Source organism: Reichenbachiella sp., assembly GCF_039944555.1.
Taxonomy (GTDB): domain Bacteria; phylum Bacteroidota; class Bacteroidia; order Cytophagales; family Cyclobacteriaceae; genus Reichenbachiella.
In genome coordinates this window covers 82,054-104,459 of the sequence record NZ_JBDUYN010000007.1, presented here as the reverse complement: position 1 = coordinate 104,459, position 22,406 = coordinate 82,054, and the positions used below count along the sequence as shown (strand labels likewise).

General features: G+C 38.5%; 16 protein-coding genes. 7 read left to right on the top strand and 9 right to left on the bottom strand.

Annotated elements, in window-relative coordinates; all coding sequences use genetic code 11:
* Nucleotides 1-92: 92 nt before the first annotated feature.
* Nucleotides 93-539 carry a hypothetical protein gene (locus tag ABJD64_RS09065; protein ID WP_348181931.1) on the top strand — a complete coding sequence of 149 codons (447 nt, stop codon included), beginning with the start codon at nt 93-95 and terminating at the stop codon, nt 537-539.
* Between the two features lie 24 nt (nt 540-563).
* Here the strand turns inward: ABJD64_RS09065 and ABJD64_RS09060 are convergent, their stop codons facing one another.
* Nucleotides 564-2,579, bottom strand: coding sequence for a tetratricopeptide repeat protein (locus ABJD64_RS09060; protein ID WP_348181930.1), 2,016 nt, complete (start codon nt 2,577-2,579; stop codon nt 564-566).
* A gap of 458 nt (nt 2,580-3,037) precedes the next feature.
* Between ABJD64_RS09060 and ABJD64_RS09055 the strand changes: the two genes are divergently transcribed.
* The 3 genes from ABJD64_RS09055 to ABJD64_RS09045 all read left to right on the top strand — a co-directional run bounded on the left by ABJD64_RS09055 (nt 3,038) and on the right by ABJD64_RS09045 (nt 8,041).
* Nucleotides 3,038-4,468, top strand: a complete 1,431-nt coding sequence (locus tag ABJD64_RS09055) for a hypothetical protein (RefSeq protein ID WP_348181929.1) — start codon at nt 3,038-3,040, stop codon at nt 4,466-4,468.
* Nucleotides 4,469-4,581: 113 nt separating this feature from the next.
* The gene (locus tag ABJD64_RS09050; protein ID WP_348181928.1) at nt 4,582-7,515 is read left to right on the top strand and encodes a CHAT domain-containing tetratricopeptide repeat protein; all 2,934 of its coding nucleotides are present in this window, start codon (nt 4,582-4,584) and stop codon (nt 7,513-7,515) included.
* 25 nt (nt 7,516-7,540) lie between these two features.
* Complete coding sequence (locus tag ABJD64_RS09045) at nt 7,541-8,041, top strand: YHS domain-containing (seleno)protein (protein WP_348181927.1); 501 nt, start codon at nt 7,541-7,543, stop codon at nt 8,039-8,041.
* Here the strand turns inward: ABJD64_RS09045 and ABJD64_RS09040 are convergent.
* The 4 genes from ABJD64_RS09040 to ABJD64_RS09025 all read right to left on the bottom strand — a co-directional run bounded on the left by ABJD64_RS09040 (nt 8,025) and on the right by ABJD64_RS09025 (nt 12,849).
* The gene (locus ABJD64_RS09040; RefSeq protein ID WP_348181926.1) at nt 8,025-10,352 is read right to left on the bottom strand and encodes an MMPL family transporter; all 2,328 of its coding nucleotides are present in this window, start codon (nt 10,350-10,352) and stop codon (nt 8,025-8,027) included. The genes ABJD64_RS09045 and ABJD64_RS09040 overlap by 17 nt on opposite strands.
* 6 nt (nt 10,353-10,358) lie before the next feature.
* Nucleotides 10,359-10,652 carry a DUF6695 family protein gene (locus ABJD64_RS09035; protein ID WP_348181925.1) on the bottom strand — a complete coding sequence of 98 codons (294 nt, stop codon included), beginning with the start codon at nt 10,650-10,652 and terminating at the stop codon, nt 10,359-10,361.
* A complete protein-coding gene (locus ABJD64_RS09030) occupies nt 10,649-11,314 on the bottom strand; it encodes a DUF6695 family protein (RefSeq protein ID WP_348181924.1) in 666 nt (221 codons plus the stop codon). Before ABJD64_RS09030 ends, ABJD64_RS09035 begins: the two co-directional genes overlap by 4 nt.
* A gap of 188 nt (nt 11,315-11,502) precedes the next feature.
* On the bottom strand, nt 11,503-12,849 hold the full coding sequence (locus ABJD64_RS09025) for a DEAD/DEAH box helicase (protein WP_348181923.1): 1,347 nt from the start codon (nt 12,847-12,849) through the stop codon (nt 11,503-11,505).
* Between the two features lie 350 nt (nt 12,850-13,199).
* Here ABJD64_RS09025 and ABJD64_RS09020 point away from each other — a divergent pair, with 350 nt between their 5' ends.
* From ABJD64_RS09020 to ABJD64_RS09010, 3 genes are all read left to right on the top strand, one after another.
* Entirely contained in the window at nt 13,200-14,891 is a 1,692-nt protein-coding gene (locus ABJD64_RS09020; protein WP_348181922.1) for a CHASE domain-containing protein, read from the top strand.
* Nucleotides 14,892-15,284 (top strand): response regulator, encoded by a 393-nt coding sequence (locus ABJD64_RS09015; protein ID WP_348181921.1) that lies wholly within the window; start codon nt 14,892-14,894, stop codon nt 15,282-15,284. It begins immediately after the preceding gene.
* A 151-nt stretch (nt 15,285-15,435) separates the two neighbouring features.
* Nucleotides 15,436-16,308: a DUF72 domain-containing protein gene (locus tag ABJD64_RS09010; RefSeq protein ID WP_348181920.1), complete on the top strand. Its 873-nt coding sequence runs from the start codon at nt 15,436-15,438 to the stop codon at nt 16,306-16,308.
* 57 nt (nt 16,309-16,365) lie between these two features.
* Here the strand turns inward: ABJD64_RS09010 and ABJD64_RS09005 are convergent, their stop codons facing one another.
* The 4 genes from ABJD64_RS09005 to ABJD64_RS08990 all read right to left on the bottom strand — a co-directional run bounded on the left by ABJD64_RS09005 (nt 16,366) and on the right by ABJD64_RS08990 (nt 22,368).
* Nucleotides 16,366-16,557 carry a cold shock domain-containing protein gene (locus ABJD64_RS09005; protein WP_084370440.1) on the bottom strand — a complete coding sequence of 64 codons (192 nt, stop codon included), beginning with the start codon at nt 16,555-16,557 and terminating at the stop codon, nt 16,366-16,368.
* Nucleotides 16,558-16,612: 55 nt separating this feature from the next.
* The gene (locus ABJD64_RS09000; protein WP_348181919.1) at nt 16,613-16,837 is read right to left on the bottom strand and encodes a cold-shock protein; all 225 of its coding nucleotides are present in this window, start codon (nt 16,835-16,837) and stop codon (nt 16,613-16,615) included.
* A 457-nt stretch (nt 16,838-17,294) separates the two neighbouring features.
* Complete coding sequence (locus ABJD64_RS08995; protein WP_348181918.1) at nt 17,295-20,330, bottom strand: two-component regulator propeller domain-containing protein; 3,036 nt, start codon at nt 20,328-20,330, stop codon at nt 17,295-17,297.
* A 115-nt stretch (nt 20,331-20,445) separates the two neighbouring features.
* On the bottom strand, nt 20,446-22,368 hold the full coding sequence (locus tag ABJD64_RS08990) for an OmpA family protein (RefSeq protein ID WP_348181917.1): 1,923 nt from the start codon (nt 22,366-22,368) through the stop codon (nt 20,446-20,448).
* Nucleotides 22,369-22,406 lie beyond the last annotated feature (38 nt).

The following is a 22,406-nucleotide window of genomic DNA, read 5'->3' as shown; positions in this document are numbered from 1 at the left end:
AAGGCCTCCGGATTTAATTCGGAGGCTTTTGTTTTTCAGAATTATGGTATCATTGTTGATTCATGTGATATCACATCACTCTAAAGTCTGACATGAAATATTTCCTACTTTATTTTTTAATCTCACTAACTACTCCGCTCGCGGCGCAAGTGGACAACATCGAAAAGATCAGTTTCCAATCGTTATCCAGAGGATATTTTGAAAATGTAGTAATTACTCAAGATAGCTTGATCATTAGAAAAAGCGAAAACCGAGGCTCTGTTGAACAAACTACCAGACGTTACTTGACTAAAAAAGAATGGAAATCACTGGTTAGGGATTTAAGTAAAGTTATCCTATCCGATATACCTGTATTAAAGTCTCCTACGGCAAAACGGACGTATGACGGCGCCAGACATTCCAGCATAATCATATACACCACCGATGGTTCTTCGTATGAGCATTTATTTGATAATGAAGACCCCAATGATAAACTTGAACCACTCATGAAATGCATTATTAGTATCAGAGATCGGATTGACGGTGCTTTACTTGATTAGTGCTCTTTTTACTCCTGCTGCCAACTAAACCATTCCCTCTTTTTCAAGCGTCTTATTTATTTCCCGAAGTGTTTCATCAAGTTCCTTAGCTGAGTTGTAGACGTTTTTACTTATAAAATTAATATCCTCTGAGTTGCTCTTATCTGCTCTATACAAATTGATAAGCGCCAATATCCTTGAAACGGGCGCCCGAACAATATGGGAATTGAAGTAAATGTATTTTTTTAGTTTTTTGTTTTGTTCCTGAAGTAATTTATTTCTCTCACTCATTTTCTTTTCGAGCGTGGAATTGATGGATTTTATTTCATCACTTTGCTCTTTCAGAGTCTCTGTCGATTTGTGGCTCTGCTTTATTCTCTTATACAATAGAAAATAAACCACAAGGCACAATACAAGCGCAAGTATGGCCAGGCAAGCCCAAAGGACTCGATAAGCTACCTCCTTTGCTTCTCGAGCCTCCAGCAAACTTATTTCAACATCTTTAGCTTTCAATACTGCATCAGTCTCAAGACGAGCTATTTGTAGCGAATTCTTATTACTAAATATGGAATCCTCTATCGCATGATATTTTATTTGAGCATCCAGGGATTTCTCAAAATCCCCAAGTTTTCGGTATAACTGAGACTGGTTTTGCGTTATCTCCAAAGTCAATCTTCTTGCATTGAGTCTGTCGGATATTCCAAGGGCCTCATCAAAATATCTTTCTGACAAATCGAAATTTGCCTCTTCAAACTCTATTTTCCCAAGGATGAGATATGATTCAGCCAACTCCAATGGCGTTTCTAGTTGTAAGAAGACATCAATAGCTTCATTAATATATGTCCTTGCCAAAGTAAAATCACCTATGTCAAGATTAGAACTACCTAACTTCAGCAATGACATCGCAATGGCATGTGGATTGCCAACTTTACGCCTGATTTGAAGTGCCTCATTCATATGAAGGAACCCCAGATCTACACTATCCAGTCGTACATAGGTATCACCCAGGTCAGACATTGTAGATGCTTGAGCATACTCATCACTTATTATTTTTTTTATTGCCAAGGCTCTTTTTTGGTAGATCAAGGCATTCACATAATCTCCAAGTTCTGAATAACTACCTCCGATATTGCTCAATCCAATGGCAATCCCAACGCTGTCTTGCAATGATTCCTTTATTTCTAAAGATTCTTGAAAATATTTTAAGGCCTCAGAAAATAGCCCTTGCTTAGCATACAATATGGCGATACTATTCAACGATTTGGCCTTGCTGTCCATATCTCCGAGCTGATCCTTTATGGTTAATGAAATTAAATGGTATTTAAGCGCTTCGGGGAATTTTCCAAGTTTGGTCAGCGTCACTCCTAAATTTGAATAAGCACGCGACTGTGTTTTCCGATCGGAGACTTCAGCAGCAACTTTCAGCGCCTGTTCGAAATAGAATTTAGCTTCAATAAATCTTGACTCATTATAATAAAGAATAGCCAGATCATTACTTGTTTGGGCTTTGATTTGACTGTCAGCCGTGCCAAAAGACTCTAGCGCCAGCTCATAGAAGTGTTGCGCATACTTAACAGGTCGGTGCTTTTCAAAAATATGTCCTAGTCGTCTCAAATACTTTCCATTCTCAATATAGTCAGTAGATGCCAATTCAAATTCCTTAGTGAGATCGATGTATTCCAAGAGTTTTTCAGGATCCGGATTTCTTCGTCCGGCCCACAGAATTTTCAGTAAGTTGCTGTGATGTTCGTCATAATTTTTAAATCGATTTTGACCTTTATCAGATAAGCGATTCTCCATATTTTTTTCAAAATCGCTGTACTTCACAGAGTCCGACCTTATTAGTTCCCAAAACTCCTTAGTGATTTGTCTGATGGAGGCCTTAATCAACTCATTTTCCCGGGACATGAGATGCTCTTCAAATTGCTGCATTAAGCTATCAACCGATATCCGATTTCCGGGTACCAGCTGCTGATAAGCTGATCCTGTAGCCGTAGTACTTAATACGTTAAGCAAGCTAAGTGATAACCAAAACCCGAGAATTGGACTGTATGATTTCATCAGTTTTCTTAAAAAAAACACTTATTGGGCTGGTTAAACTATATCAATTGGTCAGATAAGCCAAATTGATAGCTCTAAGACAAAGTTGAATAATAAATATAGCCAAAGAATCCATATAATTGTTATGGTTGTCTCAGATTCGCTAAAAGCTCTAAGCCATATGGACAGCTATTACTAAACAATATTAGTTTCAATCCATGACGTTTTCTATTGATGTGTTATCGGTACTGACCTCTTCGTAATAATTGATCAATGATTAAGAACAATTATTACGATCATGACGAAAAAATCGCTAAGATCACATAATATGAAAGCCAAATCCCCTCTATTTCTATTTCAGCTGAAGCTTTTTTAGTACTTTTATACCAAGCATTTTTGAGATAGAGCAATTATAATAACTGTTCATTCAACATATTTAATTATTGTTGAGCGGACTAAAAATGTCAAAATCATCTCTAATGCCAGACAAAATCTTGCCTGATAGCCGACTGATTGGTGCGCTCTTTATAGCTGGGTTGAGTAACAAAGGTCATTCAACTACTACAGAAAGAGTAATATTGGCCAATGCTATATTTCTGGTCGTGCCGTTCATTATTGTAATTTCCTACCTTCTCGATTATCAGGAATTTTTAAAGCCAATCTCAGAATTGAATTTTGATCAGTTCACAAGGTTAATGTTTGCAGGAGCTTCGCTCATTTGTTATTTCTTAAATCGCAGTAATCTATTTTTAACCAGCAGATGGATCTACCTATTATCCTGGGTAGCTTTTTGGCTGTTACTTGATCCCATAGTACAGGGAACGTCATCGGACTACTACTTTCACTTCGATTTAAGCATTATTGGATTTTCTGTTGTCACACAAATCCTTATTTCATACAAAAAAGAACCAATTGCCTTCACCAGTCTCATACTGTTCAGTTTGGTCTCCATATTTTTCCAGCAACCCTATTTACTTCACTTCGACTCAGACAGGTCATTTACAGAAACATTCCTGGACAACAACTACACCTATCTTACATCCATCTACTATTGGGCTATTTTCAACCTTATTATCGGATATCTCCTTTACATATATGAAAAATCTAATAATCGCCTGGTGGAAAATAATGTTCAACTCGATCAATTAACCATGAACCTTGAAGGGCTAGTGGCCGAAAGAACTTCAGATTTGCAAAAAAAACAAAATGCTCTTCTTGAAATAACAAATAAACTCAGGGAAAGTGAGGAAAAATACCGTAAACTCTTTACCAATAGCTTTGAGGGAATTGCTCTCCTCAAACTAAACCGTCCGATGGAAACATCTCTATCCAAAGAAGAGCAAATTAAGTACCTGTCTGAAAACCTTACGCTTGCAGAATGTAATCACGTATTTGGCCAACTATACTTGCATGGTGATCCTGATACACTTATCGGAAAACCTTTGTCATTTATCATGGACCATAAGGAGTCTCTAACAAATTTATTGCAGGCCTACATCGACAACAATCATCATTTGAACGGACAGGTATTTAAAGAATCAATTCACGAAACTGACAGATGGTTTATTAGTCATATTACTTCGCAAATAGAAAATGACAGCATATCGTGGATCTGGTTAAATAAATTAGATATCACCGAGAAGAGCATGCAAGATAATGAACGGAAGATCCTGCTTCAAAACCTTGAAGAGTATGCATTCCAGACTTCACATGAGCTTCGCGGACCTTTGTCTCGTCTACTTGGATTAACCAGTCTTTTACTCAACAAAAACGTATTCGACCAAGAAGAACTTCCGGAAATGCTAAAACATATCAATAGCACTTCCATTGAAATAGACGAGGTAATAAAGATGATGAATCAGGTTTTGAGTCGAAGTTCGTACGAAAGTAAGTTGACCAAAAAGAGTTGACCGACTGTAATCAATTGACGCCTAACGCTATGATAGCTAAAGGCGTTTTTGAATTCCATGGCTTCATGAATCCCTGAAAATATTTAACTTCAGGATTCAAAAGAACTGAAACCATGAAGTGCCTGACAATCCCCTGTTTACTTTTAATACTTGTTGTAATACCCGCCAAAGCCCAATTTAAACTTGGCAAGCTAAAGCTTGACGATATCGTAAAAAAAGAACATTTGGAAGCTGCAAGTGATCTTTTCGATACTGAAAGTCAGGTCGAGAAGTTGAGAGCCGAACAATTAGTAAAAGACACCTCATTTTATAACTATATATTTTCTCAAGGCAACAGAGCGTCGTTCTTTGCCAACCGGGATAGCCAAGAAAGTCTACTCTACACCCTTGGTGCCGACTATGATGAGGATTCTGAAGAGCCGCTGGAATTTGAAGTATACGAGCAAATATTTGAATTGAACCGCACGGCTGAGTTCTCGATCTATATCCATCCGGAAATAGCTACCTATAATTTTATGGAAGCCATCGCTCTGTTTACCAATGAGGATAGCTATTCTCAAATTTCCCTTGATTCAGCATTTGACTTTCGGGTCATACTCGACATGGACACGATGAGTATTGAAGAAAAGTACGCTGTCGGCAAAACTATGGCCAACATCTCTATTATGGTTCATGCAGAAGGCAAATACAATCTATCCGAAGGTTTGATGCAATATACTATTCGGTACTTCCAGGAAGAAATCAACGAAGAATCAATCGCCCTGGCTTCTTTGTATAACAACTACGCTGTGATTGCTCAATCACAAGGGAAATACACTGAAGCCGAAGAATATTTTCAAAAAGCAGAAATGTTGCTCTTGAAACACGAAAAGGAAAACTCGCTTTCTCATGCTATTCTTTCTAGCAACCAAGCCCTATACTATAATGAGATTGGTCAAAATGAGGAAGCTGAAAGCTTCATCGAAAAAGCCATGAACATGGCCGGAGATGAACTCCGGAAAAAAGGTAGAGACAATGTAAGTTTCAAAATCAACCAGGGTCTCATCTATTACAGCAGTGGTAAGTACACCGAAGCTGAATCTATATTCAATGATGTGCTGGAGCTGAAAAGAAAGCGTATGGCACGAAATCAAACAGATTATGCTAATGTTGAAAACTATCTTGCAAGCGTTTTGATGGAATCAGGCCAAGTAGATCGCGTACAATCCCTGCTCGATGATGCGCTTAGAATCTTTGAAAGCAAATACAACAAAGAGCATCCAGCATATATTAAAACCAAGCATAACCTTGGTAGATTTCATTTATACCAAGGTCGTTATGCCGAGGCTGCTTTGGTACTCAAAGAGGTAAACAACGCCTATATTCAATTCTTTGGCGAGTTTCATCCTGACTATTTACGATCGCTTGAAGATCTGGCTGTAGTATCCTGGAAACAGAAAGACTATGAGACCGCTAATAAGCAATTCAAACAAGTGATTTCCACCTACTTAGAGCTAGTAGAAAAGAACTTTGCTGCTATGAGCGAATATGAAAAAGGACAATATTGGGCCGGAGTCAGGCCATCCATTTTAAAATTTTATAATTACGCAAGTTCCAGGGCATTGGAAGACCCTCAACTCCTTACAGAGATGTATAACATCCAATTGAAAACAAAGGGTATACTCTTCAGTACTTCGGCACGAATTAGAGACGAAATCCTAGGTGGAGATAACCAAAAGCTCAAATCATTGTACCTGGAGTGGCAGCAAGCTAAAGAAGACCTGCTGCTTTACTATACGTATTCTAAAACTCAACTGGACAATTTGAAGATTGATTTAAAAGGAGCTGAAGCAAAAGCAAACCAATTAGAAAAAGAGCTCAGTAGACAATCATCTGACTTTGCAGCAGCAAACAAACTACCTACGACTACGCTATCCCAGGTGAAGTCCAGCCTCTCACCTACTGATGTGGCCATTGAAACCATTGGATTCCCTGGTTTTGAAAATAGCTTTACTACTAACAAGAAATATGCTTTTCTGATAGCTGATCCTAATTCAGAACATCCTGGTCTTGCCATACTTGAAAATGGAAATGAACTAGACGGAAAGTATGCGAAAGGCTATCGAAATATGGTGCGCCTCAAAATTGACAATCCAATACTCTACGAGCAATATTGGCAAGCTGTAGACAAAAAATTAGGAGGAGTAAAAAATGTCCATCTATCCTTGGATGGAGTGTACTTTCAGGTAAACATCAGTGCACTTCGAAAGCCTGACAACACCTATGTATCTGATGGGATCAACTTTCATCTATACTCTAGCACACGTGATCTAGTTGACAAAAATGAGTCCAGAGCAACCAGCAAGAAGGCTGATTTTTTTGGTTTCCCTGATTACGGCAACAAAGGATTGCTGGCAGCTTTACCAGGTACAAAAGTGGAAATAGATGCTGTTAGCCAAATCACGAGATCAAATGGATATACTGTCAGGGCATTTTTAGAGAATAACGCCTCTGAGACTAATTTCAAAAAAATTGCTTCTCCTTCCCTTTTACATGTGGCTACACACGGCTTCTTCCTGCAACAGAGTGAGTCTTCGCAAGAAAAGGTGCTTGGCATAGAAGTAAGCCAGGCCAAAGACAACCCACTCTTGCGTTCCGGCCTAATGTTGTCTAATGCTGAGCAAGCTATGTCTGCATCCAAATACCAAAGTTCCAACGAAGTTAGCGCTGTCGATAATGGCATTCTTACTGCGTACGAAGTGCTTACTCTAAATTTAAAAAATACTGATTTGGTGGTGCTGAGTGCTTGTGAAACTGGCCTTGGTGAAATCAAATCTGGCGAAGGTGTATATGGCTTGCAACGGGCATTTCAGGTAGCAGGTGCTCAATCAGTAATTATGAGCTTGTGGAAGGTAAGCGACGAGGCTACCAAAAACCTGATGACCCATTTTTACCGTGAATGGATGAGTGGCAAAACCAAAAACGCAGCCTTTATTGCAGCTCAGAAGAGGCTAAGACAAGACTTCCCCGAACCTTATTACTGGGGAGCATTTGTACTATTGAACTAATTCTTGGTTTATACTTGTTTAGCCAATGAAAAACTCACAAGAATCTATTGAAATGTTCAAAGTACTCCTCAATTGTCTGCCTACCCTGATGCTGTTCCTGAGTTTAATCAGTTTCAATATCGAGGCTCAAAACAAGTATGCAAATCTGGATAAGAGCGGCCTAGCCATCCAAGGTTACGATCCCGTCTCTTATTTTAGCAATGAGAAACCATTAAAAGGAAATTCAAAATTGTCCTATACATACAATGGTATGATCTATCATTTTTTTAGTGAAAAGAATAAAAGTGAATTTGTTCGCCAACCAAAAAAGTATGAGCCAAAATACGGCGGCTGGTGTGCCTATGCGATTGGGGTCGACGGTTCCAAAGTTAAAATAGATCCTGAAACCTATAAAATCGTCGACGGCGAATTGTACCTTTTCTACAATTTCTTCCCGGTAAACACACTTAAAAAGTGGAACGATAATGAAAAACAACTGAAACAAAAGGCAGACACCCAGTGGACTGAGATCATTTCTCCGCGCTAACAGACTCTGGGGCGATAGAATTGCGAAGTTCCGGAGTCCATCGCAGCAAGACAGGAAGAAGTAATAAATCAGTCAGCATAGCAACAATCAAAGCTAATCCCGTCATCCAACCCAAAACCTGAATACTTTCGAAACTTGAAAGACTGAAGATCATAAACCCAAAAAATAGTACTATCGAAGTAAAGAGGATAGGCCTTGTCATATTAAAAATGCTGAGTTTAAGGGCGGTTTTTGAAGTGTATTTATCTAGAAGAGATAAATAGTGGTGTGAAAAATGAATTGTATCATCAACGGAAATACCGAGTACAATCGTGAAAATAAGAGCGGTAGAAATCTTCAAGGAAATCCCAAAGAAGCCCATAATAGCACCGCAAACTATCAAGGGTATTAGATTAACAACGAGTGCAATAATGGTAAGACGTACGGAACCCGTATAACATAAAATCACCACTATTACCACCCCAAAGACTACACCTAGCCCCATGACAAATGATCTGGTAACTTTTGCATTTGCATTATCTATCAGGTACGCCACACCCGTGAGAGAAGCATTCAAGTCCGTTTGATTGGATAATGTTTCTCTGAGCTCGGTATTCTTGCTTTGATAATATAAGCGACCCCTATCGCCTATTCTTCCAGATATACGAGCGGTTTTGCCATCAATTCCTAAGACATCTTTGGCCTTTTCGAAAAGATGATATCTCCTCGCCTGACCTATTAATTTATCGTATTTTCTTTTGTCGCTGGGGATTTTGTAAAACTTACTGTTACCTCCATTTACAGACTGATTAAGTGTCTTAAGAAGGACCACAGGGCTGCGAACCAAACCCAAATCATAATTAGCACTAACCAACTGTTCGAGAGTGTCCAGCATGAGTACATTATTATGGTCAAGGATACCTGTCTTTTCATCTCCTGATTTTATCACAATTTCAAATGGTCGGATACCAGAAAATTCTCTTTCGAAGAAAAGCAAATCTTGCTTCAATTGACTTTTTTCACTCAAATCATCAAGAAAATAATTATTAATATCAATCAACGATACGCCTACGAGGCCAATAACACCTATCACAGAATAAAGCAGAACTATTCTTTTTTTGGCCTGAGTATACATGCACGCTATAAAGAATAGTGATATACGATGCATCCAATTTCTGCCCGTCTTTGAAGCACTAGAGCCAATAGGTAAAAATTTAACCAAAGTGGGGATCAAAACCAGGTTTAATATAAACGATAAGGCAATTCCGCCCGCTGAGAGAAGTCCAAATTTTTGAATCGATACGATTGGAATAAAACACAACGAAGCCAACCCTGTCGCTGTCGTGACAGAAATCAGGAAATTAGGAATGCCGGTTTTTATAAAAGCCTGTTTTATTGCATAAGACTTATCCTTTGTAACACTAAAGATTTTATGAAATTTGGTCAAAAAATGAATAGAAACTGAAGTGCTCAAAACAAATATTAGGGTCGGCAATATGGTCATCATTAAGTCTACTTCAACGTCCAGATAAGCTATGGTTCCGAATATCCATACCGTGACAATAAGGATTATAGACAACGGTATAAAGACATAATAAACTTGCTTGAAAATTGTCCAGATAGCACCGCAAAATAGCAAGATTGCCAACGTCGAAAAGACAAGCATTTCTCTTTTCATAGTTTTGATATAATAATGCTGGGTTTGTACTCTGCCGGCTAAATGGTAGTTGCTAATATCGACCAGAGGAAGGTTGAGGAGCTCGTTTACTTTTCTAATCAGTCTTTCATTTTCAGTCCTTATCAATCCGTCCTTTATTCCTAATATCATTGTAATGGAAGAACTGTTTTGGGAAAAAAGGCCATTGTAACGCCCCAGCGTACTAATTTTGGCACTATCGGTCAAATACAATTCAGGTCGGTTCAAATGAATCAATGTCCGTGAATGAAAGCCACCTATCGGCATTTTCACAAACTCCTTGAGGTTTGTAGGAGATACCACCTTCTCTATTTCTTCCAGCTCTAGAAAGAGACGAGTTAATGTGTCAATTCTCGTTAGAAAACCATGATTAAAAACTCCATTTTCGCTTTCAACACCTATGAGTAAGGCATTATTTTCATTTCCAAAGGTGCTTTTGAATTCATCATAGAGCGCTACCTCAGGATCATTCTCAGAAAAGAATCCTTCGATGTCATAATTGAAACGCAACTTGACCAACTCAAGTGAAAAGAAAATGGTGAGAGCAGCAACCATGAACAGGGTCACTTTATTCCATTCGCTCTTCTGTGAAATATTATATAAACCATTCACCCAGTTTTCCAATCTCGACTTCATCTGCTTCTATTCCCGATTTAATGTGATTAATCGATGATCTTGAATTACGCTGACGGTTTGGCAATGACTAGGATAGGTAATTGTAAATGGCATTGAAGCTACGAATTCTGCTGTGGTCTGAAATATCCCTTCACATTCTAATTCACCTGACGGAGCGTGCCTTTTGATAGAGAACTGACCACCAGCAAGCATGCGTATGACAAACCATGACCCCGCTCCCTCCCCGGCCAGCCATTGAGCACTTGAATCCAGAATAGATGGCAAGGAAGGAGCTGGTAACACGTCAGCCTGCTTTCTCATGCTGTCGCCCATTTTGACTCTTCTTCTAAAATCTGTGGCTGAGCCTGAGGCTGCCCGGTTATTAAGGTAGGCTCTCTCATAGCCAACACGTTGCCTTTTGGTGAGGCACTAATAGTAGGTTGAAAGATAAGACTTAAACATTTGCTAAAAGGAAGACGGGCTCCGAGCAAAACACTTGCTACAAACCGGGAACAATTGGTGCCATTCCAAATCAATGGGCCATAAGGAATAAATTGTCTACTTTGAAATTTCATTGCTTTATTCCGAGCTTCATCAATATTTAACTTCAAACTAGCTGACAGTATATATCCATCTCCATGACAGGACTTATTGTGATAAAGTTCATAAAGAATATCTTGCTCATTGATGATATTATTACCTGAACTAAACCGAGCTTTTGTCCTTATCCTAAGATCGTGATCAGTTGAGCCGGAACGTACCCTGCCCAATCCGACAGGTGAGTGGTATCTCCCAAAATCATAGAACTCACATATTCCGGTTTGATCTGAAATTAGGACAATAGCTGAATGACCTACCTTGTAATAGCCATTTTGATTGATGTTGAGCCACCTCATCAAGTGATCATACCAAGCTCCTGTTTGTTTGCACTTAGTTTCTGGCCAGGAAAGCACAATGGCCAATCCATTATACTCGGGTTTCATTCAACTTTCATTTTCAATTCCTAATATTAAATGACTGAGATATCAGTTTTAATAGTCCCTACAAGAACCATTCTACCAATATAACTTCTCAACTAATCTTAAATGCAGATCAATATCCAAATCACTGGTATCGAACAGTGAACAAAAATATCTGAAATTAGGTTCGGAGAAACTAAATGATGCCATTCTCACTTTCTTCTTCCTTTCTGATTCTTGTCTCCCCTGGTCCTAGGCTTTTTATGCTTGGAAATCAGTTTCCTTTTGTAAGAACCACCAAGATTCACCTTCTTGTTTTTTTCCTTTTTCTCTTCATCTCCTACTTCTTTCGATCGAGGTTTTGTATTTCTATTGTAATTGCTCTCAACAATTCTTGGACGCTCCTCCGGAATTAATTCATTGGTTACTTCCACCTCTTCAGGAAATTCTTGAAGGGAAATGTTGTAATCCATCAAGCTTTCGATAGCCTCCTTTAATTCCTCTTCCTTTTCCGTATAGAAGAGAATTGACTTCCCAATTTCTTCTGCTCTACCAGTACGGCCAATTCGGTGCATATAATTTTCAGGATAACCCGGTACATCAAAGTTGATCACATGAGATACCTTCTCCAAGTCCAAGCCCCGAGCGATCACATCAGTTGCGATTAAAATTCGTTTGGTTCCATTATCGAATTCCTCAACAGACCTCAATCTATAGTTCTGCGATTTATTTGAATGAATGATACAAACATCTGAACCAAAAACGTCTTCAACTGCATCAAATAGTCTATCAGCTAATTTTTTAGCAGATATGAATACAAGAACCTTATGATACTCTTCTTTCTCCCGAAGCAAATGATTGAGCAAATTGACTTTGGTATTGAAATTTTTTACTCCAAAAGCTACTTGCCGAATGTTTTCCAGGGGTGTCCCACTTACTGCAATCGAGATTTTCTGTGGTGAACTAAAAAAGTCCTCAATAAGTAGATCAACTTCCTCAGTCATTGTCGCAGAAAACATGATGTTTTGTCTTCGAGATGGCAGCAGTTCAAACAAATTAGTAAGTTGAATTCTGAAGCCCAAATCTAGCATAACGTCTACCTCGTCTATAACCAATTTGGTTAGCTCCCGTGGCTGAAGTGCTCTATTGATAATCAAATCATACAAACGACCAGGTGTAGCCACTATGATGTCCTGACCCTCAACAAGGGCATCCTTTTGCACTTTAAGGTTTGACTCACCAAATACACCCAATACACGAAGATTAATATATTTAGCCAGTGTTTCTATCTGCTCCACCACCTGTACAACCAATTCCCTAGTCGGTACCAAAATTAGTATTCTGGGGTTTAGTTGCTGCGAAAACTTCAAGCCCTGAAGCAAAGGCAGCAAGTAAGCTATGGTCTTTCCTGTGCCCGTTTGGGAAATTCCAACCACATCCCTTCCAGATTGGATGACCGAAAATGTTTCTTGCTGAATTGCCGTAGGTCTTTCAAAACCTAAATCTGAGATGGCGTTAAGCAAAGGGTTTTTAAGCTTAAACGAATCGAAAGTTTGCATAAAATTACTTTGTGCAAAATTAGATATAATCCAAACGATCATAAGGTTTATGAACTAAGTATCTCAACACTCAATGAAGTATCCAACCACAACAACTATATGCTCATAACTCTTAATAGAAAAGATCATTTCTCCCTTTACAGGTCGAGATTTGTTCAGTACAGCAATAATTAAATCATCTTTTTTTTTGTTATATTTATTATACCTCACTTAGAGATGATCTAATAAGAATCCTTGCTAAGTTATATTTCGTATTAAGTAATACTGAAAGTCAAGAATAATAATGTATGGTAAAACATAACTAATCAAAATAAATAATCACCAGCTTTTTCCAAACAACTGTAATTAACATGCCAACTTCAAAACCTAAGATTTACACCATCTGTGTGCTGATATTGTTATCAGGTATGGCGTTATCACTAGGTTTCTATTTTTCATTGGAAAACTCAAATCAATTAAAAAGAGACAAAATATTAACAAACCTTTATGGCAACATTCATAGCAACATCCAACGTGAGATAGACAGAAATTTAAACTCCCTCTATGCACTTCGAGCCAGTTACCAGGCCTATGGTGGCTGGAATCGTCAAGAATTTGGGAGATATGCAAGTTATTATACCAGCCATATTAATAGTATACAAGCCTTAGAATGGGTGCCTGCAATCAGATTAGATCAAAGGGACTCTTTTGAGTTGGCAACTCAGAAAGAAGGTTTTGAAGGGTTTCAAATATTCAGTAGAACAAATGGGGAGGTCGTTCGTGCTGAAGAACGAGCAGTTTACTACCCGGTCTATTTCATAGAACCTTTTGCCGGTAATGAGGCTGCCTTTGGATTTGATCCGGGTGCGTTCAGTGAGTCTCGTCAAAAGGCAATTGAGCAGGCTATTACAACCAATCAGGCTGCCGGATCGGATATAATTACGATTATTCAAAAAACCAATCCACATAATGCGATACTGGTTTTTGTGCCCATTTTTAGCGATGAATCTAACGAAAAATTAATGGGATTGGTGGAAGGTGTCTATCTTATGGACAAGCTTGTAGATGCCGCTCTAATTGATCTTGATCTTCCTTCTGAGGTGAATTTGGTTATTTCCAATCAGAACAGCAGTGGAGAAAAACTATTGGGAACCAGCTTATCAAACACTGGCGAATTCAGCTCCAGAGAGAGCTTACTCTCCATAGCTGATCAAACATGGGTTTTGAGATTAGAATATTTAGGAGCTGTCGCGTCGCAGGTCATCTCCCCTTTTTGGCTCCTAATAGCGTCGCTAATCTTTACCTTGTTGATTGTGAAGGTCTTGTACGACGTATTAACTGATAACCAAAGAAGGTTACTCAAACACGTAGTTGAGCTAAGGCGAAAAAATCATGATCTGGAACAATATACTTATGCGGCTTCACATGATCTTCAGGAGCCCCTACATTCCATTCAAAGCTTAGTGGGCCTTATTCATCAAGATTATAATGATCAAATTGATGACATTGGCAAAACCTACCTACACCACATTAATGAGGCCTCACAAAGAATGAGTGAGTTGATTACTAACCTCTTACGATATAGCCATATAGGAAAAACAGAAAAGCAAATGTGGACAAATAGCAAGACTGTCCTGGAGAAGGTAGTCAATAATCTTGATGCTGATTTACAAAAAAACAAAGGAATTATTCAAATCAAGACTGAGTTGCCAATTGTAATGGCCTACCCGGCTAGCCTCGAGCAATTGCTCCATAATCTGATAGCAAATGGATTGAAATTCCAATCGCCAAACAACCATCCTATCATCGAAATCTCTACAAAAAAACTTAAAGGAGAAGTCTGGCAATTTATTATAAAAGATAACGGAATTGGCTTTTCAGAGGAGTTTATCGGGAGAATATTTACTATATTTAAGACACTGCACTCCAGATCTATTTATCCCGGCTCGGGATTTGGATTGGCTAATTGCAAAAAGATCGTTGAACTGCATAACGGGAAAATTTGGGCAAAATCAAAGCCTGGGAGTGGTAGTACATTTTTCTTCACTTTAAATCTAACCTAAATGATTGCAACCAGCTATATACTTTTGATCGATGATGATCAGATTACTAATTTTGTAAATCAGACAATTATCGAAAAGTCTGAGGTTCCGATAGGAACCAAAGCCGTAATTACCGGTACAGATGGCATTGACTATCTGCTCAAATGCCTCAGTAACCATGAAGATTTGCCTTATGCTATTCTCCTGGATATAAATATGCCTGAAATGAATGGCTGGGAGTTTCTTGAAGAATTTTCGCGATTAGACGAAAAAATAAGAAATGAAGTCAAGGTTTACATGGTAAGCTCTTCCCAGAACGAAGAAGATGTTAAACGTGCTTTAAGCAATCCTAATGTAACTGACTTTCTTCATAAGCCTCTCAATTCGAACATGGTGAGGAAGGTATTTGGTTAAAATCTCTACTTTAACCATATTTAATTAGCATTTTCTGAGTCGGTAGAGGACTTTCACATTCTGCTCTCTTTGAGCAATTCTCAGTTCAAAGAATAATGGAAAAGCAACATTGACAAATACAAAAAATAAAACTTAACCCTAGATTTAGTTTATGAAATTCGGAAGTACTGACCATCCTGAAGAACTAAATCTGGAATTGCCCAAAGACGATGAGGCAACCGCTAAAGTATTAGCACAAAACAAGACTGGTCTTCAAGACATATATGTTGGATGTGCGAAGTGGAATCGTCAGGATCTTAAAGGATTTTATCCCAGAGGTACTAAGGATGAACTCGTTTATTACTCTACACAGTTCAACAGTATCGAGTTGAACGCAACATTTTACAGAATATTTCCTAAAAATCAATCTGAAAAATGGGCACAAAAAACGCCGACAGATTTCAAATTCTTTCCGAAAGTGCCGCAGTCTATCAGTCACTTTCAACGGCTCTCAAATTGTACTGATATTGTATACGAATTTTGTGATAGCATCGCTGGCTTCAAAGAAAAACTTGGTATGCCATTTCTTCAGATGCCTGATAATTTTACACCTAAACATTTTGATCGACTGAAATACTTTATTTCCGAGTGGCCGAAAGGAGTTTCTTGGGCACTCGAACTCAGGCACACGGACTGGTATAATGATAAATCTATAGCCACTAAACTTACGAGCCTTCTCGAAGCAAATCAAATTTCTAGCATCATTACCGATACGGCTGGTCGCAGAGACTTATTGCATATGCGCCTAACTAGCCCAACTGCTTTCGTTAGATATGTAGGTGCCAATCACTCATCTGATTATGATCGTCTGGACGAGTGGGTATCAAGAATAAGAGAATGGAACTCTCTCGGGCTTGAACACTTGTATTTCTTTATTCATCAAAACCTTGAAAACGAATCGCCTCTTCTAGCAACTCATTTTATTCAGCAACTTAATGAAGCATTGGGGACCAATGTTCAAGGCCCTATTTCACTGATGATATAAAAAAAGCAAGCCCTAAAGGACTTGCTTGGTAATTTTGTATGATATCAAAAGAAAGGATTAACCCAGAACTTTTACGTTAACTGCATTTATACCTTTTTTTCCTCTTTCGGTGTCAAATTCAACTTCGTCGTTTTCTCTGATTTCATCCACTAGACCTGAAGTATGTACAAAAATGTCGTCTCCTCCATCTGATGGCTTAATGAAACCAAATCCTTTGGCGTCATTGAAAAATTTTACTGTTCCTTGCATTAGTTTATTAAATTATTAAAAAAAATCTTTTGTTCTAGGTTTTATTATTGGGGGGCTATGCTTCTTTGTCTTCCTTCTTTTCTTTCTTTTCGATTTTGACTTCTGGTGGTTCGGATAGGATATTTCCAAACTCATCTACATATGCCATCATTTCCGATAGTCCCGCACCTTTGTTATTGTTTTCTTGTCTTTCCTTGCGTCGCTCCTCTTTTTCTTTCTTCTTAAGTAATTTTTTCTTGGCCTTCTGGTTTTTGATGAAGCTATTCTGGGATTTTGACATATCTTGTATTTAGTATGTTAGCAAGCGAAATTCGCATGCCAAGGAAGAAATAAAATCAATACATAAATGCCTAATTATTACAGAAAGGACAAATGCGGAAAGGATCTTACTGAATTCCAGCCCCAAAGGTAGTCCTTTAATTTGTATTTACGGCTATATTTTCTAATATCAAATAAATTACAAGGCGTAACTATATTCCTGATCTTATCTTCCTTGTAATCAAGCTCTATCTTTTGACGCCATCTATACGTTGCCGTATGAGCATTATCTAGAGGAATTCCCAACATCCGAGATGGCACCATTAAGATTCATATTTAATCCAAACGGTGCCCATTACATTATTTCAGAGTTGACAAAATGCAGATACGTGTTTTGTCAAAGCAGGAAATTCTTGTTGCCACCTTCAAAACTGCCCTTGATATTTACCATAATAGTCTTCTTTGCCGACTACTCTTCCTTATACAGGTTTCAGATTTTTCAGCATTATAGTAAATGAACTCCCACTGCTTGGATCTGAATTGACATGAACTGTACCATGCAATTTTTCAAGTGTTTCTTCTACTATATACAGTCCCAGCCCCGAGCCTTCGGTGGTCGTAGTCGCGCGATAAAACATATCAAATACATTATTCTGATGTTTTTTTTCGATACCAGGTCCATTATCAGTTACCTGAATTTGTATAGATTCTTTATAGTCCGACGTTTGTATTGACACAAAGGGTTTCTCTACGTTCTCGGGGCGATGGTGTTTGAAGGCGTTAGTGATAATGTTGCTAAGCACGACTTTTAGGCGACTTGGATCGCTATAAAAATCTATGGTATGTTTATATGACAAGTCACATCTGATTTTCTCAAAATTAGCAGTGTGACTTATATCTTCGAGGATATTCGATATGGTGGTTTCAAAATCAACCTGCTGCACCTCTATTCCTAAACGGGCATTTCTGGAGTAGTCAACGATGTCATGAATAAACTCATCCAACCGATTGACACTTTTTTCAATGTGATCTAGATATTCGACTCTTTTATTAGTGTCTCCCATCCTTGCCAGGTTTATCAACCCTAATATGGAAGATAATGGGGATCTTATTTCATGTGATGCACTATACACGAATCTATCCAACTCCGCATTCACCTTCTTCAGTTCTACATTTTGTCTATTTATGAAAGAAATCCGCCATCTATAGATCACTAAAAATATGACCACGATCAATAATAGAATGAGTAAATAGAACCAAACGGTTTGGTAAAAAAAAGGCTTCACTCTGAATGTATAACTTGCCCCTGTTCTATTCCAAATCTGACTTTCATTCGCTCCTATCACACGAAAGGTATACTTGCCCGGCTGTAAATTCGTATACTCAACTCGTCCGTCGTATTCGGACGAACTCCAATTTTTATCAAAACCCTCTAGTATATATTTAAACTGATTGCGCTCAGGTGCAGTATAGCTCAGTACGGCAAATTCGAAAATATAACGCAGTGCTCCAGCCTCGATTGATACATTGCTTTCTGTCGGGTTTAATCTATCATTATCAACAAACACATTTCTAATCTGAACGTTAGGTACTAAGCTATTTTGTTTTAGACGTCTCGGATTTACTTCACAAACACCACCTAAAGTTGGGATCAGAACTCTTCCGTCTGAGGAGAGCATGGATCTCGTGGCGCCAGTACACTCTCTATTGTCCATTCCATTATTTTCATCTAAAAGTTGATAAGGTAATTGATCAATTCGTCCGCTTTGATATTGGCTCCAATCCGTACTATTGATTTGCAAAATGCCTAAATTAGAAGTCATCCAGAGGTTTCCAGCTTGATCATCGATCAGATCAAAGTAGGTTTTACTTCTCCTATCCGATACCAGTTGGACAAGTTTAAGGTCATTACCATCAAAATTCAACAAACCAATATTAGCGGTAACCAATGCGGTCGAATCTGAGGTCATATCAATATTGAATAGCAGGACACCTGAGTCATCATCTTTCAAGTGATAAGTCTGAGTCTTTCCTGATTGCTCAAAAACTGTCATTCCACCACTATGAGTTCCCACATAAATGTCTCCATTGACAGACTCCGTTACGCTAAGCACAAAATTAGATTTGAGCCGGTTTCCATTATTGAAGACCTCCACAATCCGATCTTTCCTGAATTTAACCAGTCCGCCCGATCGCGACCCAAACCACATGTCGCCTCGCTGATCTTTGAGGACTGTGCGAAAATTATTGGCAGGCATACCTGTTTCAGTTGAATATACCTTTTCCTTAATTCCTTGTTTATGAATAATGCCGACATAGGTGGCTAACCAAAAAGAGCCATCTGGATCATGATAAATATCTCGAATACCATTCCCTCCAAGATCCGTCTTTATTGTTATGTGAGAGTAATTATTTCCACTCCGGACATCTATTCTATTTTGGTCTGTACCTATGTATAAGTTACCATCCCATGACTGATGCACGATATTCACTCTATTGCTCGCAAGCTGAGGTTTGGACATATTGGACAACATGCTCTCTTTCAAACGAATGAGTCCTGTTCTGCTTGAAGTAAGCCATAAGCTATTTTCTTTGTCCATAATTAATGAACTGATGCGTACCAGATCTATTCCTCTTTTGCCATAGAACCAATTAGTCTTATTCTGTTCTCGATTCCATCTTACTAATCCAAGTTCTGCCCCTGCCCAAACTGAATTCCAACCATCGACAAGTAAACAATTGATATAAACGCCCGCCAGGCTCTCAACAGTATGCAGCTCACCCATTGGATCAATATGTTGCAGACCATTGGTTGTAGCAATCATCAACCAACCATCACTGGTGTAAGCCAGATTCTTTACATGGTTGTCTAGCAACCCATTTTCTGTTGTCAATTGCCTTTGAAGTTTTCCATTATTCAAGTAAAACATTCCACGGTCTTCGGTCGCCACCCATAGCCTACCTTCCTTATGTTCTACAATACTGGTTATCGTACTTTGATTTAATTCAGGAATATCAACCTTAAAAGAATTACCCCCGTCTAAGGCATACAAACCATTATTATTGCTCCCTATATATATGATTCCTGATTGGCTGACTAAGAGTGATGGAATTGATTTTGGAAGAATTTCGCCTTTGGGGTCAACGACTTTAAATTCTCCGTTGTCATATTTGACTAGGCCACTTCCTTGTGAACCGAAGAAGATAATGCCCTGATCATTTTCTACTACAGCATAAAAACCATCTGTTTCAAGAATGTTGAGATTGTTAATGTCATAAATTTCGATACGTTCACCATCATAGAGCATCACCCCGTTGAATGAAGTAATCCAAATTAGCCCCTTTGAATCTTGAAAAACGGATGTAACATTATTTGAAGAGAGTCCGTCTTCATCGGTCCATTGTGAAATGCTAATGTCTCTGACACCACTTTTAGGGTCAAAACCAATTTCTTGTCCATTGGAGTTATTATAAATGCCCAATTCCAATAATAAAAAGACAAGAACTATTCGCATGCACGTATATTATAAACTGACAAAAAAATGCGGTTGTTTTTTTATAAGATAAGTTAAAAACTGCTTATAAAAAAACAACCGCATTTCCGCTAGCTTAAAAAATATTCAGTAAATGCTAAAACTCAACAATGACAAATTCAGTTCGACGATTGGCTTTTCTGCCATCATTTGTACTATTGTCTGCTATTGGTGTCGATTCTCCATACCCTTTGGCCTGAAGCCTTGCTTCTTCAATTCCAGCAAGTTTTAGATACTCAACTACTGCATTAGCTCTTGCCTGTGACAATCTCAAGTTCGCATCTTCTGACCCCAAATTATCAGTATGTCCGCCTACCTCAATAACCATAGACCCATTATTCTGTAACAGTTCAGCTGCTTTGTTCAGTTCGACATAACTAATAGGTTTGAGTTCTGCTCTTCCTGATTCAAAAAAGATGTTATTAAGAACAACTTTAGTTCCTTTTTCTATTGGTTCCAGGCCTATGTCCTTGGTAATCTCCTGGTATGTAGTATCCTTTGGCAAATCGAAGCTCTGAGAATAGAAGAAATAACCATCCTTACTTGCCGAAACACTATAATTTCTTCCCGCTGGAAGCACCACCAGATACTCCCCACTTTCTGAATTACTCTTATTGATTGCAATCAGTTCACCAGTATCAATATCTTCAATCAAAACTAAGGCCCCTAATGGTTCATCTGTATTAGCGTTAGAAACTACGCCCTCTATCACAGCCGTTGGCTTGGGCTTTAGATAATCCGGCAATTCGGTCTCATAAATGTTGTAGCTATCACTATTTCTGGAAGAAGAAAAATAGGCTTTGCCTGATCCTGAAATACTAAAGTTTTTATCCTCTCCTGATGAGTTTATTGGAGCGCCCAAATTTATTGGCTTGGCCCATTTACCATTCTCAAATACACTATAAAAAATATCTACACCGCCCTGACCTGGGTGCCCGCTTGTTGCGTAATAAAGCGTTTTACCATCAGCAGCGAGGAAAGGGCTATTATCGCTTAATGGTGTATTAATTATACCTCCTAAATTCTGAGGTATTCCCCAGTCTCCTAAATGATTAATCTCGGTCATGTACAGATCGGCTCCGCCGTATCCTCCATCCCTAGATGAGGTAAAAATGATCCGCGTTCCATCCGAGCTTATGGTGGGCTGAGATTCCCAATCTTTACTATTAACCACATTGCCCATATTGACGGGCTCAGACCATTTGGTACCATCAAGTGTCGTAATGTAAAGGTCACAATTACCTACGCTTTCTTTTCCACCACAGCGAACGTAAACCATCGTTTGGCCATCACCGGTAAAGGCCGAACCAAAATCATCATTGATCGAATTAATTGGCTCAGGAAGCATTCTAGGTTCACTCCAGGCATTATTTTGAAGATTTGATACATAGATATCCTCTCCATAATGATTGGCCCGAGAGCTATCTTGAACATTATCAAATCCCCCCTGACGAACACTAGTAAAATACAATCTTGTTCCTATCGGATTCACCTGTGGAGCATAGTCATTTGCAGAGCTATTTAACTTGGATACTAATATTGGGTCCGATGTAGTATTGTCTTGTTGTCTGATTTCCCGGCTTTTTTGCGCATACTCTAATCTGTTTTTTGCCTCATGCCTTTTCATTGTATTTTTTGGCACATCAGGGAATTTCTTTAGAAATGTTTCAAAATATCGCTCTGCTTTCGATAATCTGTTTAATTCGATAAACACTTCTCCTCCCTCAAAATAAAAAGCAGGATTGTAATTGGGATTTACTCCCCGCAATTTTTCGAATGCAATGGAAGCCTGTTCGGGCTGCTTGTTACGTTTGAAGGACATTGCAAGATAAAACCAGGCCTTATCGGACCTGTTCTGATATTTCAACGCTTCATTAAATTTCTTAATGGCCTCTTCATATCTTGCGTGTTTATAATATTTTCCTCCATCTTTGAATGCATCTGCATAGGTCTGAGCCTGACTCTCTTGAGCTACCAGAGCAAGAATTAAGCTTAGAATAATAATAGATAATACTCTCATAATTATAATTGGTTGATATCAATGTAAAATAAGGAATC

Bases quoted from the DNA above. Each gene is read 5' to 3' on its own strand.
- ABJD64_RS09020 (WP_348181922.1), top strand. From the start codon at position 13,200: ATGCCAACTTCAAAACCTAAGATTTACACCATCTGTGTGCTGATATTG.
- ABJD64_RS09015 (WP_348181921.1), top strand. From the start codon at position 14,892: ATGATTGCAACCAGCTATATACTTTTGATCGATGATGATCAGATTACT.
- ABJD64_RS09065 (WP_348181931.1), top strand. From the start codon at position 93: ATGAAATATTTCCTACTTTATTTTTTAATCTCACTAACTACTCCGCTC.
- ABJD64_RS09055 (WP_348181929.1), top strand. From the start codon at position 3,038: ATGCCAGACAAAATCTTGCCTGATAGCCGACTGATTGGTGCGCTCTTT.
- ABJD64_RS09060 (WP_348181930.1), bottom strand. From the start codon at position 2,579: ATGAAATCATACAGTCCAATTCTCGGGTTTTGGTTATCACTTAGCTTG.
- ABJD64_RS09010 (WP_348181920.1), top strand. From the start codon at position 15,436: ATGAAATTCGGAAGTACTGACCATCCTGAAGAACTAAATCTGGAATTG.
- ABJD64_RS09005 (WP_084370440.1), bottom strand. From the start codon at position 16,557: ATGCAAGGAACAGTAAAATTTTTCAATGACGCCAAAGGATTTGGTTTC.
- ABJD64_RS09040 (WP_348181926.1), bottom strand. From the start codon at position 10,352: ATGAAGTCGAGATTGGAAAACTGGGTGAATGGTTTATATAATATTTCA.
- ABJD64_RS08990 (WP_348181917.1), bottom strand. From the start codon at position 22,368: ATGAGAGTATTATCTATTATTATTCTAAGCTTAATTCTTGCTCTGGTA.
- ABJD64_RS09045 (WP_348181927.1), top strand. From the start codon at position 7,541: ATGAAAAACTCACAAGAATCTATTGAAATGTTCAAAGTACTCCTCAAT.
- ABJD64_RS09050 (WP_348181928.1), top strand. From the start codon at position 4,582: ATGAAGTGCCTGACAATCCCCTGTTTACTTTTAATACTTGTTGTAATA.
- ABJD64_RS09025 (WP_348181923.1), bottom strand. From the start codon at position 12,849: ATGCAAACTTTCGATTCGTTTAAGCTTAAAAACCCTTTGCTTAACGCC.
- ABJD64_RS09035 (WP_348181925.1), bottom strand. From the start codon at position 10,652: ATGAGAAAGCAGGCTGACGTGTTACCAGCTCCTTCCTTGCCATCTATT.
- ABJD64_RS09030 (WP_348181924.1), bottom strand. From the start codon at position 11,314: ATGAAACCCGAGTATAATGGATTGGCCATTGTGCTTTCCTGGCCAGAA.
- ABJD64_RS09000 (WP_348181919.1), bottom strand. From the start codon at position 16,837: ATGTCAAAATCCCAGAATAGCTTCATCAAAAACCAGAAGGCCAAGAAA.
- ABJD64_RS08995 (WP_348181918.1), bottom strand. From the start codon at position 20,330: ATGCGAATAGTTCTTGTCTTTTTATTATTGGAATTGGGCATTTATAAT.